Annotated in this window: 13 protein-coding genes; 11 read left to right on the top strand and 2 right to left on the bottom strand. The window is 59.6% G+C overall.

Annotated features, from left to right (window positions below; genetic code table 11):
* Positions 1 to 4: 4 nt before the first annotated feature.
* The 7 genes from cpcA to VB780_RS06100 all read left to right on the top strand — a co-directional run bounded on the left by cpcA (position 5) and on the right by VB780_RS06100 (position 5,282).
* Complete coding sequence (cpcA, locus tag VB780_RS06130; protein ID WP_323350261.1) at positions 5 to 493, top strand: phycocyanin subunit alpha; 489 nt, start codon at positions 5 to 7, stop codon at positions 491 to 493.
* Between the two features lie 102 nt (positions 494 to 595).
* Positions 596 to 1,411 carry a phycobilisome linker polypeptide gene (locus VB780_RS06125; RefSeq protein WP_323350260.1) on the top strand — a complete coding sequence of 272 codons (816 nt, stop codon included), beginning with the start codon at positions 596 to 598 and terminating at the stop codon, positions 1,409 to 1,411.
* 205 nt (positions 1,412 to 1,616) lie between these two features.
* The gene (locus VB780_RS06120) at positions 1,617 to 2,492 is read left to right on the top strand and encodes a phycobilisome linker polypeptide (protein WP_323350259.1); all 876 of its coding nucleotides are present in this window, start codon (positions 1,617 to 1,619) and stop codon (positions 2,490 to 2,492) included.
* A 90-nt stretch (positions 2,493 to 2,582) separates the two neighbouring features.
* Positions 2,583 to 2,813, top strand: coding sequence for a phycobilisome linker polypeptide (locus tag VB780_RS06115; RefSeq protein ID WP_323350258.1), 231 nt, complete (start codon positions 2,583 to 2,585; stop codon positions 2,811 to 2,813).
* 41 nt (positions 2,814 to 2,854) lie between these two features.
* Entirely contained in the window at positions 2,855 to 3,688 is an 834-nt protein-coding gene (locus VB780_RS06110) for a HEAT repeat domain-containing protein (protein ID WP_323350257.1), read from the top strand.
* A 64-nt stretch (positions 3,689 to 3,752) separates the two neighbouring features.
* On the top strand, positions 3,753 to 4,391 hold the full coding sequence (locus VB780_RS06105) for a HEAT repeat domain-containing protein (RefSeq protein WP_323350256.1): 639 nt from the start codon (positions 3,753 to 3,755) through the stop codon (positions 4,389 to 4,391).
* Positions 4,392 to 4,541: 150 nt separating this feature from the next.
* The gene (locus tag VB780_RS06100; protein WP_323350255.1) at positions 4,542 to 5,282 is read left to right on the top strand and encodes a WecB/TagA/CpsF family glycosyltransferase; all 741 of its coding nucleotides are present in this window, start codon (positions 4,542 to 4,544) and stop codon (positions 5,280 to 5,282) included.
* A 63-nt stretch (positions 5,283 to 5,345) separates the two neighbouring features.
* On the opposite strand, the gene sfsA is transcribed toward VB780_RS06100, so the two are convergent.
* Together sfsA and recJ are read right to left on the bottom strand one after the other, a co-directional pair.
* Complete coding sequence (gene sfsA / locus VB780_RS06095; protein ID WP_323350254.1) at positions 5,346 to 6,077, bottom strand: DNA/RNA nuclease SfsA; 732 nt, start codon at positions 6,075 to 6,077, stop codon at positions 5,346 to 5,348.
* Positions 6,078 to 6,106: 29 nt separating this feature from the next.
* The gene (gene recJ, locus VB780_RS06090; protein WP_323350253.1) at positions 6,107 to 8,440 is read right to left on the bottom strand and encodes a single-stranded-DNA-specific exonuclease RecJ; all 2,334 of its coding nucleotides are present in this window, start codon (positions 8,438 to 8,440) and stop codon (positions 6,107 to 6,109) included.
* Between the two features lie 329 nt (positions 8,441 to 8,769).
* Here recJ and VB780_RS06085 point away from each other — a divergent pair, with 329 nt between their 5' ends.
* From VB780_RS06085 to VB780_RS06070, 4 genes are all read left to right on the top strand, one after another.
* Complete coding sequence (locus tag VB780_RS06085) at positions 8,770 to 9,858, top strand: hypothetical protein (RefSeq protein ID WP_323350252.1); 1,089 nt, start codon at positions 8,770 to 8,772, stop codon at positions 9,856 to 9,858.
* Positions 9,859 to 10,012: 154 nt separating this feature from the next.
* Positions 10,013 to 11,500 carry an adenylate/guanylate cyclase domain-containing protein gene (locus tag VB780_RS06080; protein ID WP_323350251.1) on the top strand — a complete coding sequence of 496 codons (1,488 nt, stop codon included), beginning with the start codon at positions 10,013 to 10,015 and terminating at the stop codon, positions 11,498 to 11,500.
* Positions 11,501 to 11,519: 19 nt separating this feature from the next.
* Positions 11,520 to 12,572, top strand: a complete 1,053-nt coding sequence (gene dusB / locus VB780_RS06075) for a tRNA dihydrouridine synthase DusB (protein WP_323350250.1) — start codon at positions 11,520 to 11,522, stop codon at positions 12,570 to 12,572.
* Between the two features lie 138 nt (positions 12,573 to 12,710).
* Complete coding sequence (locus tag VB780_RS06070) at positions 12,711 to 13,364, top strand: DUF3318 domain-containing protein (protein ID WP_017300740.1); 654 nt, start codon at positions 12,711 to 12,713, stop codon at positions 13,362 to 13,364.

Raw genomic sequence — 13,364 nt, 5'->3', positions numbered from 1 at the left:
GACTATGAAAACCCCATTAACCGAAGCTGTTGCAGCAGCTGATTCTCAAGGTCGCTTTCTGAGCGCTTCTGAGCTACAAGTTGCTTTTGGTCGTCTGCGTCAAGCCACCGCTGGTCTAGAAGCTGCTAAAGCTCTGACCAACAAATCTGATTCTCTAGTCAGTGGCGCTGCTCAAGCTGTGTACAACAAGTTCCCCTACACCACCCAAATGCAGGGGGCTAACTATGCTTCTGACGAGCGTGGCAAAGGCAAGTGCGCCCGCGACATCGGCTACTACCTCCGCATGGTCACCTACTGCTGCGTAGCTGGCGGTACTGGCCCTATGGATGAGTACCTGGTTGCTGGTCTCGACGAAATCAACAGCACCTTCGAACTGTCCCCCAGCTGGTACGTGGAAGCTCTGAAGTACGTCAAAGCTAACCACGGTCTCTCTGGTGATGCAGCTACCGAAGCTAACTCCTACATCGACTACGCCATCAACGCTCTAAGCTAGGTTGGCCATTTGCCCGGAGGGGCAGACAGTTGTTAGCGCATTGTTAGCGATTGTTTGCTGCTCCGGGCATTGTTGTATCTATGCACGCCCAAGGAGGCAACCATGGCAGTAACCACTGCGGCGGGACGCCTTGGCGTTTCGCCCTACGATGAGTCGATGCGGGTAGAGCTGCGGCCCAACTGGATCGAAGGCGATGTGGAGGCAGTCATTCGAGCTGCTTACCGTCAGGTCTTTGGCAACCAGTACATCATGGCCAGCGAGCGCAATACCAGCGCCGAGTCTTTGCTTCGGCAGGGAGATATTTCAGTTCGAGATTTTGTGCGGGCTTTGGCTCTGTCTGACCTCTATCGGGATAAGTTTTTCCTGAGCGGGCCGCAGAATCGCTTTATTGAACTGAATTACAAGCACCTGCTGGGCCGGGCGCCCTACGGCCAGGACGAAATCGCCTTTCATACCGACCTTTATAACACTGACGGCTACGCAGCGGAAATCAGCTCCTATATTGATTCCCAAGAGTACCGCGATAGCTTTGGGGACAATGTAGTGCCCTACTATCGTGGTCACCTGACCCAGCGGAGCCAGAAGACGGTTGGGTTTACCCGCTTCTTTCAGCTCTATCGGGGCTATGGCACCAGCGATCGCGCCCAGGGGGGCGTTCGTTCGCAGCTCGTGTCTGAAATCGCTCGTAACTCTGCATCGCCCGTGGGCAGCGGAGCTACCGGAGCCGCCATTGTCGGTGGTTCTGGAGGCGATCGCGAGAAGCTCTACCGGGTGCGAGTTACCCAGGCCACCGCGCCAGGTAGCCCCCAGGTACGCCGTACCTGCACCGAGTTTTTGGTGCCCTACGAGCAGCTGTCTCGCAAACTTCAACAAGTTAACCGCTCCGGCGGTCGGGTAACTAAAGTCGACCTGGCCTAGGCTGCGGCTTTAATACCTCTCTGGCGGAGTGCTTGGTCTTGCTTTGGCAGGGCTGTGTTGGTCATCTCCTTAGGGTGGGGTTGGTTGGGGTTTAGGCCTCAGCTCGCTCAACTCTAGGGAGATCTAACCTAAGCACTGCGCCATTTTTTTATTCTGCTGTGTGGATTGAGCTCGCGCTCACTGTGTTGATAAGGAGGATAATCCTGTGCCTATTACAACGGCAGCATCCCGGTTGGGAACCGCTGCATTCGATGAAACTTTGCCCGTAGAGCTACGCGCCAACTGGACCCCCGACGATGCTGAGGTGGTGATCCGGGCCGTGTATCGCCAGCTGCTGGGCAACGATTACCTGATGAAATCGGAGCGCTTGGTCGGTGCCGAGTCGCTGCTCAAGAATGGCTACATCAGCGTGCGCGATTTTGTGCGGGCGGTGGCCAAGTCTGAGCTGTATAAAGAGAAGTTTTTCTACGGTAACTTCCAGACCCGCGTGATTGAGCTGCACACCAAGCACCTGCTGGGCCGCGCCGTCTACGTCGAGTCTGAAGTGGTCGAGCACCTCGATCGCTACGAGACCCAGGGCTACGACGCTGACGTTGACTCGTTCATCGACAGCGAAGAGTACCAGGCCAACTTTGGCGACAACGTCGTGCCCTACTACCGCAGCTTTGTCTATCAAGCGGGGCAGCGTTCGGTGGGCTTCACCCGCATGTTCCAAATGTACCGGGGCTACGCCACTAGCGATCGCGCCCAGGCTGGCGGCAAAAAGTCTCGCCTAGCCGGGGAGCTGGGTCGCAACACCTCCTCTTCGATCATTAGCCCCACCAGTGCCGCTGCTGGCTGGTCGGCTCAGGCCAACAAGCTGACCACCCCCAGCCAAGCCCTAGGTGGGTCTACCCCCTACGGTGCCGGTGCTGGCAAGGTCTACCGGATTGAGGTGGTTGGGGCTAACCTGCCCCGCTATCCCAAGGTACGGCGCATCAACACCGCCTATCTGGTGCCCTATGAGCAGCTGTCGGCCAAGCTCCAGCAGATTCATAAGCAGGGTGGCCGGGTAACCAGCGTTACCGCTGCCAGCCTCTAGGTTAGTCATACGCTAGGTGAATTCTCGGATTTGCCTAGCGTGGTTTCTATCGCCGTATTCGAGATCTCGCAACGACCAGGAGAGTTTCCTATGCTCGCTCAAAACGCCTTTGGCAGCCAATCCGCCGCCGGCAATCGTGTTTTTCTCTACGAAGTTGAGGGGCTGCGTCAAAATGACGCGACCGACCAAAACAGCTATCCCATCCGCCAAAGCGGCAGCACCTTCATCAAGGTGCCCTACAGCCGCATGAATGAAGAAATGCAGCGTATTGTCCGCATGGGCGGCAAAATCGTCAGCATTCAACCCCTATCTGCCGACTAAACCCCGAGCAGATTTAGCGAACGCTGGAGACACACTGAGGTATGGCACAGGATCCGCAACCGCTGGTCAACGCTGAGGGAGAATCCCTAACGGTCGATCAGGCCCTTGAGAACCTGCGCCAAACCGCCGATACGGGACTGCGCTACTATGCCGCCTGGTGGCTAGGGCGCTTTCGCGTGGCTACACCCGAGGCCATCGCAGGTTTGGTGCTGGCGCTCGAGGATGAGGGCGATCGCGCCCCTGACGGAGGATATCCCCTACGCCGCAATGCGGCCCGGGCACTGGGCAAACTGGGCGATCGCACCGTTGTCCCAGCGCTGATCCAATGTCTAGATTGTAACGACTACTACGTGCGTGAGTCCGCCGCCCAGGCGCTGGAATCGCTGGGCGATCCCCAGGCGATTCCAGCGCTGCGATCGCTGCTGGCGGGCGGGGTTGCCGCTGCGGTGGCGGTGCCCGACAAGCCCCACCTGGTGCAGCCCTACAACGCGGTGCTAGAGGCTCTGGGTACCTTGGGTGCCACCGATGCGATCGATGAAATCAGCTCGTTTTTAGAGCATGAAGTCGCTCAGGTGCAAAATGCCGCCACCCGTGCCCTCTATCAGCTGACGGGGGAGGCGGCCTACTGCGATCGCCTGGTGCAGCGCCTGCAAGAGCCCAACCTGCAACTGCGGCGATCGGCGATGATGGATTTGGGTGCGATCGGCTACCTGCCCGCCGCCCAGCCCATTGCCGCCACCCTAGCCGAAAACAGCCTTAAGCTGATCGCTCTCCAGGGCGTTTTAGAATCTCACCTGCGGCAGACCGGCTTCCCAAAGGCGGGGCTAACGGATGATGCTCGGCAGGTACTAGCATTAATGGATGAGCTGCTTTAGTACTAAGGGCATTGCAGCTCAAATAAATCAATTGGATATCAACAGGGCTGGAGAACGGTTAGGCGTGGGTGCGACAGTAGCAGAGCTAATTCGAGCGGTCGAAACCGCTGATTCTAAGGGCGCAATGATTGTTGCGGTCAATCAGCTAGCAGCCGCTCAAGATGTTGCCGCCATCCCTACCCTGATCACCGTGCTGGGCTACAACAATCCCGGTGCGGCGGTGGCTGCTGTGGATGGGCTGGTGGCGCTGGGCCACGAGGCTGTGCCCGCCCTGCTGGAACAAATTGACGGCTATAACTACGGGGCCAGGGCCTGGGCCATTCGTGCTGTGGCCCTGATTGGTGACCCGCGCGCCCTGCCCGTGCTGCTAGAAACCACAAAAGAAGATTTTGCCCTCAGCGTACGCCGCGCGGCGGCCCGAGGGTTAGGCACCATCGATTGGGCTAAGCTGACCTCTGACCAGGCGGTTTCATCTCAGCGGGAGGTGCTTGCTGTACTAATTGGCGCGGCCCAAGATCAAGAATGGGTAGTGCGCTATGCAGCGATCGCCGCCTTGGAGGGATTAGCAAGGGCTCTAGTGAAGCCTGAAACTCAAAAACCACCGATTCTTGCCTGCCTCGATCAAGTCTTTCACCGTGACGAAACGCCTGCTGTTCAGGCGCGGGCCTGTAGGGCCTTAGAAGTCTTGGGTGAGCCCAGTTAAAGCCTCTGCCTTGACGTTGAGAAATGCAACACATTGATTCAATTTCGAGGTATGGTCTCTATGGTTAATGCGCACAGGGGGTAAGCCCGGGTGCTGGAGTCAGCTGCTCAGCGGTTTAGCGCCCACACTTGAGGTTGGGGAGGGTTGTTCATGGTGTTGGTAGATCGATCAAATACACCAGAGGTTTTACAGGTGATGGGGCTGCCGGTTCACTGGCGAGCCGACTACGCAGGCTGGCTCGTCGATCAGTATCGCCGGGGGCACGGGGCTCATGTGGTCACCCTAAATGCCGAAATGGCCATGCAGGCTGACCAAAACCCCGACCTACGCCGGGTCATTCTCAATGCTGAACTGGTAATCCCCGACGGGGCTGGAGTAGTGCTGTACTTTCGCACCAAGGGGCAGCGGATTGAGCGAGCCCCAGGGATTGAACTTGCCGCCACGGTGCTCAAGCGCCTGTCGCCCCAAGAAACCGTCTTTATGTATGGGGGCGTCCCCGGCGTGGCCGATCGCGCCGCGATGTACTGGCAGCGCCAGGTAGCCGGGCTCAGGGTAGTAGGCACCCAGCACGGCTATCTGGGGCCAACCGATCAGCCCGAGTTTCTGCGCCATTTAGAAGAGCTTCAGCCCAGTGTGATTTTGGTAGGCATGGGCGTACCCCGCCAAGAACTGTGGATTCGCGACCACCGCTACCTCTGCCCCAACAGCCTGTGGATTGGTGTGGGCGGCAGCTTCGACATCTGGGCCGGGGTTAAATCTCGCGCCCCCGAGTGGATGTGCAACAACCACCTGGAGTGGCTCTACCGCCTCTATAAAGAACCCTGGCGCTGGCGACGTATGCTGGCATTGCCCCATTTCGCATGGCGATCGCTCACCTATTCAGCCCGTTAGAGGTCTAAAGCATCGGGCTCACGAAAAAATCTTGAACTCGATACCCTCTGCCCCAAACCCTTCTCAATCCAGCCTCAGGTTCGCTAGACCTAGATATCGCAGACCGTCCGGCGTTACCTCAAAGCGGCAGGGCAGCACTTTAACGCCCTTGCCCATGGCTTCCCTCAGCAGCAGGCCGTAGGTTGGGTCGGCCTCGTCGCCAGGGGAAAAGTCGGTGCAGTCACCCCGATTAATGAAGTACAGCATCGCCGCCTGAGTTGGGGGAATCAGCGCCGCTAGCTCCCTGAGGTGTTTTTGGCCGCGAGTGGTCACCGTGTCGGGAAACAGGGCCAGGGTGCCCTTGGCCCAGGTGGTGTTTTTGACTTCGACATAGGTGACAGGAGCCGCATCTCCTCCAGAGATGACAAAATCGATGCGGCTCTTGCCGTCGCTGCCGTAGCGCACCTCGGGGCGAATGGCGGTGTAGTCACCCAGCTCAGGAATTTGTTTGGCCTCCAGCAGCGACTTCACCACGCGGTTGGGCAGCGCCGTGTTGACCCCGGCCCAGGTGGGTACGGTGTCGCGCACCTCTGCCAGTTCCCAGGTATAGGCCAGCTTACGCTTGGGGTCAGGATTGTAGGAGACCAGGGCACGGCCACCGATATGGTACACCCCGGTCATTGGCCCGGTATTGGGGCAGTGGGCGATGATCACCTCGCCAGTCTCAAGCTCAATATCGACAAAGAATCGCTTGTAGCGCTTGAGCACTGTGCCTTCAATTAGGGGCGGAAAGGGATAGAACCAGTCGGCGGGCATGGCGGCGGGGGATGGTGGGCAGTGCCACCCTACCAGGAAAGGGCGGTCACCGGCACCTGGGCAAAGTAGCGGCGACGAAATTGCTCCTCTTGCAGGGCTTCGAGGAACTGCTGGATTGCTGCGGGGGCAGGCGTCACAGGGTCGGGATCAAACTGAATGGTGAGGATGTCTTCATCTGGATCAGCAACCGACAAGGAGTGTAAATCTGGCGTGATTTCAAAGCCAGCGGTTTCTAAGGCGGCTAAGCCCAGGGCCAGACTGGTGGGCGAGAGGCGCAGGCGATCGCTGAGCTGCGATCGCGTCACCCCGGTCTGAGTGCGGGCCAGATACTTGGCCAGACCCACTAACTCTTGCCACACCTCCCCCGGCGATAGATCATCCATCTCTGAAGAAAATGCCAGGGCTAAGGGTAGCCCAGCCTGAGCGGCCTGCCGCTGCCACGTCTGCCAGTCGCTCCACTGCATCGGTATCTGATTGACTACTAGGGCGGGCTCCCGCTCCCCAGGGCTGTGCTGCCGCCAGTCGAGGATGGGGGCAGATTGCCCCGGTACAGGCCCCGGTGCCTCCACGGCGGTCGGTCGCAGGTCCACGAGCTTGACGTGGTAGCCGGTATTGCTGTTGAAGTCGAGTTCGACCACTACATCGCAGCGGTCAGTGGGCAACTCGTCGCGGTAGTGGCCCCACCACTCCCCAGGGAAGCCTGTCTCAGCCCCGTCATCCCACAGCTCAAACTCGGTTTTGATGAAGCTTACGGCCTTGTTTTGGCGATCGCGCAGCTTCTTGTGAAAGACATTCTGAAACCAGACGTTGCGCAGCAGCAGCTTGGGCACCGGATTCCCCATGCCACAGGGTTCTAGCCACTTCAGCTCGCGAAATAACGGTTGTCCCAGCTCCGCCACCGTCACCGTTAGATCAATCTGGATTGTCGGCTGGGGCGCGCCGTCGCCCCCAAACTGCTCACGCACCATGCGGTTGAGCGCCGCCGCCAGCACCTCAATATGTTCCACAGGCAGCGTCAGCCCCGCCGCCAGGGGATGGCCACCAAAGCCGGTCAGTAACGCTGACTGGGCCTGAAACAGCTGGTAGAGATCGAGCCCCGCTACCGATCGCGCTGACCCCCGCGCCAGCCGAGGGCTACCGTCCTCTGTGGGCGGATCGATGCGCAGCAGAATCGTCGGGCGACCGAGGGCCTGGGTCACTTGCCCGGCCACTAATCCTAAAATGCCGGTGGGCCAAGACTCGTCAGCCAGCACCAGGCAGCGGGTGGTAGCCAAATCGACCTGGGCCACTCGCGCCATCACCTGGCCGTAGAGATCTCGCTGGAGCGCTTTGCGGCGGGTGTTGGCCAGCTCGGCCTCGTAGGCCAGGGTTTTGGTGCGATCGCGATCGCGACTCGTCAGCAGCTCCACGCAAAAGCTGGCGTCACCGTGGATGCGGCTGACGGCATTGATGCGCGGCCCCAGCCCAAAGGAAATATCGGTGGGGCGATCGCCCGTGCGCTTGCACAACGCCAGCAGCTCGGCCAGCCCCGGTCGCGGGTAGGGCGGATGGGGCTGAGTCTGGGTTTGCAGCCGCGCTAGCCCGATCTGAGCCAGGTAGCGGCAGTCGCCCCGCAGCTCCACCAGGTCGGCAATCAGACCGATAGCGACCAGATCGAGCAGGTGCTCTAGGGGTTGCGGCGGCGGCGAATCTAGCGCACCGTACAGCCTCTCCAGCAGCTTGTAGGCCACCGCCACCCCCGACAGCGTGGCCAGGGGATGATCGGGCGGCAGGCGGCGGGGGTTGATCAGGGCGATCGCACCAATATCGTCCTCTGGCAGGGTGTGGTGGTCGGTGACAATCACCTCTAGGCCCAGGGTCTTGGCGTAGGCGATTTCAGCGCCGCTGGTGCTGCCGGTGTCGCAGGTCACCAGCAGGGTCGCCCCCCAGTCGGCCAGCTGATCCAGCCCCCGCTGCGACAGCCCGTGGGATTCGCTCAGGCGGTTAGGGATGAAATAGGCGAGGCGATCGCCCTTCGGAATTAGCTGCCCCAGCCCATCCCACAGTACGGCGGTAGAGGTTACACCATCGGCGTCAAAATCGCCCCAAATCGCGACTTTTTCCTCGGTGGCGATCGCCTGCTGGAGGCGGCTGACGGCGATCGCTAGGTCTGAGCCAAAGGCGCTGGCGGGGGTGGGCTGATACTGGGCTGGGTTCAGCCAGCCGCCCAGATCGCTGGCAGAGCCTAGCTGTCGCTGCCACAGCACCTGGGCCAGCCAGCGAGGAGATGTGATTCCTGGAATGGCCTGGGCTACGGTCTCTACCCAGCTGTCGGGTGCGGCATCCGCCCCTGGCAGATCCCAACGCAGCGGGAGTGCATCCATAGGTTGGTCAAGAAATAGTGAGGTGGAGATGGTGGGAGATGGGCGCGGACGGGCAAGTTAAAGAAGCTTCCGTAAACTAAAGAAAGCCTAAAATCATAGTCCAGTTTTGTGAGATAACCTGGGCGAGAGCAAAATATTCCTCCATTTGGCTGAATATATCTATATTAGGTCTTCGCTCTCTAGCGTTATCCTGCGGCTTTGTTCTGTCCTAATCCTATTTTCTGTTTATCCCCTTAGGTTTGAATCTTTAACGGAAGCTCCAGACGAGCGCTGCGGTGGCCCTTGGCTCGCAGACTGGTACTGGAGTTGTTCACTCCTCACTAATCCCTATGACTAAACGTAGCCACCCCGAACTAGATGGGCAAAATCCCCAAACCCTATACAGTTTTGAACTCAAGCGACCGGGGCAAACTCTGCGAGAACGGCTGACCTGGAGCGCGATTGGTCTATCGGTGGGCCTCGGGGTCGCCGCCGGGTTTGTGTTTCTCAATCCCCAAGAGCGCACCTGGTCGTGGCTCCCCGAGCGCGCTACCTTAGCCGCCAGCGACGACCCATTTCGCCAGGGGTCTGAGCAGGCTATGAAGGCCGCAGAACTCACCCAAAGCGCCGAATTCAGCGAAGAATGGGCGGAGGTGGTGATTCTCTGGCAGCAGGCGATCGCCCACATGCGATCGGTGCCCAACGCCAGCGCCAATGGGGCTCTGGCCAAGGAAAAGGTGGCTGAGTACGAGCGCAATTTGCAGTACGCCCAGAGCAATGTGGGCACCCGCACCCGCCGCGCTCCCAACCTCAAAACCTATTGGACCCTAGGCTCCGATCGCGACCTGGTGATGGCGATTCAGGGAGCGCCCTCTCAAACCATGCAGTACCAGAGCGCCTGCCAGCAAACCCTGCGCTACGGCAACAGCATTGTGGAACTGCACAACGGCTACGTAAAGCAGTACGACAACCCCGATGGCAATCTTCAAGTGCTGGCCGAAGGGGACGTAGTGGTTGCGGTCAGCGCTCCCCAAGGACGCTGGACCCTAGGATCCAGCGAAACCGATGTGGTGCAGCTCCAGGGCACGCCCACTAGGCAAGAGCAGTACACCTCAGACCAGTTTAGAACTTTGTACTACGGCAAAAGCTCGGTGCTGTTCGAAAACGGCCAGGTGATTGGCTACCTTAACTCCGACCAAAACCTCAAGGTTTCGACGCTGCCCCCCGCGCCGCTGCCCGGCCAGACCGCCCCCGAGTTTTGGACGATGGGCTCCAGCCGTACTGAGGTGCTGCGGGCCGAAGGGCAGACCCCGGTGGCCATCAGCCGCAACGACAACAGCTGCGAAGAGGTGTTTCACTTTGACGACGGTGAAGTCACCTTTCGCCAGGGGTTGGTGACGGGCTATCGCGATCGCGGTAACGCGCTCAAGGTGCGTTAGCCGGTCATCAATCTGCTCCCCGAGCGCAGTCCCTTAGGCACATTCTCTGGCGTAACGGCGTTACCCTAGAGCTTGAGGGTGTAGATCCGGTGCATCGTTTCGGCTCAATGCTCGTATGCTTAAACCAATCCCCTAGTCTGCCTGCCCTCGTGCTGTGGATGATGCCCCCATCGCCATTGATTTAGTCATCGTCGATGACGATGCTGAGACAGCGTGCCTGCTGCAGCGGCTCTTGAGCCAGCAGGGGTACCGAATTCAGGTGGCTGATAGTGGTGAGCAGGCGATCGCGCTAATTTTGGAAAGCCGTCCCGGCCTGGTGCTGCTCGATATTTTGCTGCCCGATATGGACGGCTATTCCCTCTGTCAGCAGATCAAGCACAACCCCCTCACCGCCGAGATCCCGGTGATTGTCCTGAGTTCGCTGGTAGATTCCCTCGACAAGGTCAAGGCGTTTCAGGCCGGAGCCACCGACTACATCACCAAACCCTTTGCGGTGCAAGAGGTGCTAGTGCGGGTGCAAAATCAGCTGCGGCTGGCCCAGCAGCGACAGCAACTCAGCCAGCAAAACGCCTTGCTGACCCAGGAGGTGCAGGAGCGCACCCAGATGGAGCAGGCGCTGGTCGCCGCCGAGATGAACTACCGCAGCATTTTTGAGAATGCGACGGTGGGCATTTTTAAGGCCTCGGCCACCGGGCAGCTGCTCAGCGTCAACCCCTCCATGGCCCGCCTCTACGGCTACGGGTCGGCGGAGGAAATGGTAGCGACCGTCGAAGACATCAGCCGCCAAATCTATCTTCAGCCCAAGCGCCGCGATGAGCTGTCGGTGTACCTCGATCGCTTTGACAAAATTACCGACGCCGAGTCGGAGGTGTTTCGCAAGGACGGCACTACCTTTTGGGTGAGCGAAGATCTTTGGAAGGTGTGGGATAAAGCGGGCACCTTTCTGCACTACGAAGGCATCGTCCACGACATCAGCGAACGCCGCCAGATGGAGACTGAGCTGCGCCAGCAGCGCCAGCAGGCCGATCGTTTGCTGGTGAACATTCTGCCCTACCGCATTGCCCAGCGCCTCAAGGGCGGGGCGCGCACTATTGCCGAAAGCCTCGACCAGGTGAGTGTACTGTTTGCCGACCTGGTTGACTTTACCGCTGCCTCTAGCGAGATGACGCCGCGCCAGTTGGTCAAGCTGCTGAATGAAGTGTTTTCCATGTTCGATCAGCTGGCCGAGTTTCACCGGCTAGAAAAAATTAAAACCATCGGCGATGCCTACATGGTGGCGGGCGGCTTGCCCAGTCCTAACGATGACCATGCTGCTGCGATCGCCCAGTTTGCCCTCGATATCTGCGATGCCATCAAGCAGTTTCCTCGCCCCGACGGCCAGACCTTTCAGATTCGGGTGGGCATCAACACCGGCCCAGTGGTGGCCGGGGTAATTGGCCGACGCAAATTTGCCTACGACCTGTGGGGCGACACCGTCAACATTGCCAGCCGCATGGAAGCCACCGGAGAGGCCCAGCGCATTCAGGTGACTCCAGACCTGTACGAAAGGCTGAAGGACACCTTTCAGTTTGAGAAGCGTGGCTACGTGGCGGTTAAGGGGCGCGGCCAAATGCTCACCTACTGGCTGGTGGGCAAGCTCTAGTCAAATATTGGGTATGGCTATGGTTTCTCTCTCTTCTGCGCTCAAGCTACGGCTGCGATCGCCCCTAGTGATCGGCTCAGTAACCATTGAAAGCCGGGTGTTGCAGGCACCCCTCTCAGGGGTGACCGATCGCGCCTTTCGCCAACTAGTGCGCCGATACGCGCCGGTCTCTATGCTCTACACCGAGATGGTGCAGGCCACCGGGGTCTGCCACGCCCAGCAGCTCGAAAAAATTATGGACATCGGCGATCGCGAGCAGCCAATCTCCATTCAGCTGTTTGACTGTCGCCCCGACTTTATGGCCGCCGCCGCCCGCAAAGCCGTTGCCGAAGGGGCCAAAACCATCGACATCAACATGGGCTGCCCGGTGAATAAAATTACCAAAAAAGGCGGCGGCTCGTCGCTGCTGCGCCAGCCCGAGGTGGCTGAGGCGATCGTGCGCACGGTGGCGGCGGCGGTGCCCATTCCCGTCACCGTTAAAACCCGAATTGGCTGGGATGACGACCACATTAATGCCGTGGAGTTTGCCCGTCGCATGGAGGCTGCCGGAGCGCAGATGCTTACCCTTCACGGCCGCACCCGCAGCCAGGGCTACCACGGCCCCGCCCGCTGGGAGTGGATTGCTAGGGTCAAGGCGGCCCTCTCAATTCCGGTGATTGCCAACGGCGACATTGTCTCGGTCGAGTCAGCGGTGCGCTGCCTGGAGGAAACCGGGGCCGATGGGGTGATGTGTTCACGGGGCACCTTGGGCTACCCGTTTCTGGTGGGCGAAATCGATAGCTTCTTAAAGACCGGCATCGTCCCTGCCGCACCTACGCCAGTCGATCGGCTGCGCTGCGCCCGCGAGCATCTGGGGCTGCTGTGGCAGCACAAAGGTCAAAAGGGCATTCACCAGGCCCGCAAGCACATGGCCTGGTACGTTAAGGGTTTTGAGGGGGCTGCCCCCCTGCGCCAGCAGCTCTGCCAGATCGATACGGTAGAGGCTGGCTACGGTCTGCTGGATGGGGCGATCGCCGAGCTAGAAAATGCCGCTGACCCCCAGGACGCGATCGCCGCCTGCGCCTTGGCCTGAGTACTGCGACATTCTGGTGTAATTCCTATCGTTTGAGCTCGACTAGGCTCAAGAGCGGATAACCGTCCCTTGACTAAAAAGGTTTAAGGTAGGATCTATGAATAAATTTGATTTGCAATTTTCACCCCCGTAATCTCCATGACCTCGTACGCCACCGCCACTGCCCGCGCCGATATGGGTGAGCTTCGCCGTCTGAGAAGCCTGCTGCCGCCAGAACTTCAGAGCTGGGTGACGGTGGAATCGGCCATTGATGTCACCCCGCCGCTAGTCACCTGCGAAGAGCTGGGCAAAGATCAGGTCGAAATCCAGATTGATCTAATCAAGTGGGAGCAGCTGGCCCTCGACCAGCGCAACCTGCTGTTCTGGCACGAGGTCGGCCGCATTCAAAACGACACCATCCCCCGCGACGGCTGGGAAATGGCGGCTCTAGCCATTGGCCTCGGCGGTGCCGTGGGTGAACTGTGGGTGCAGGATGGTCTGCTGCTCATGCTGGCCCTGGGGCTGTGCGGGTTTTCGAGCTGGCGGCTTTACAAGCGCAACAACAACCAAAAAACCCTGCAAGAGAGCATTAGCGCCGACGAGCGGGCGATCGCCATTGCCACCCGCTTTGGCTACACCCTGCCCAACGCCTACAAGAGCCTGGGCAGCGCCCTCAAGACCCTGATTGAGCAAACCCCCAAAAAGCGCCAGCGCGATCGCTACATCAAGCGTCTCGAAGCCCTTAAAAAGAGTGCCGCTAAAGCCAAAGAGAGCGCCCGCGCCGAACGCGGCGACATGCGATCGGCCTATTGA

It is taken from the genome of Leptolyngbya sp. CCNP1308 (assembly GCF_034932455.1).
GTDB lineage: Bacteria > Cyanobacteriota > Cyanobacteriia > Phormidesmidales > Phormidesmidaceae > Nodosilinea.
This window is presented reverse-complemented; position numbering and strand designations above follow the sequence as displayed.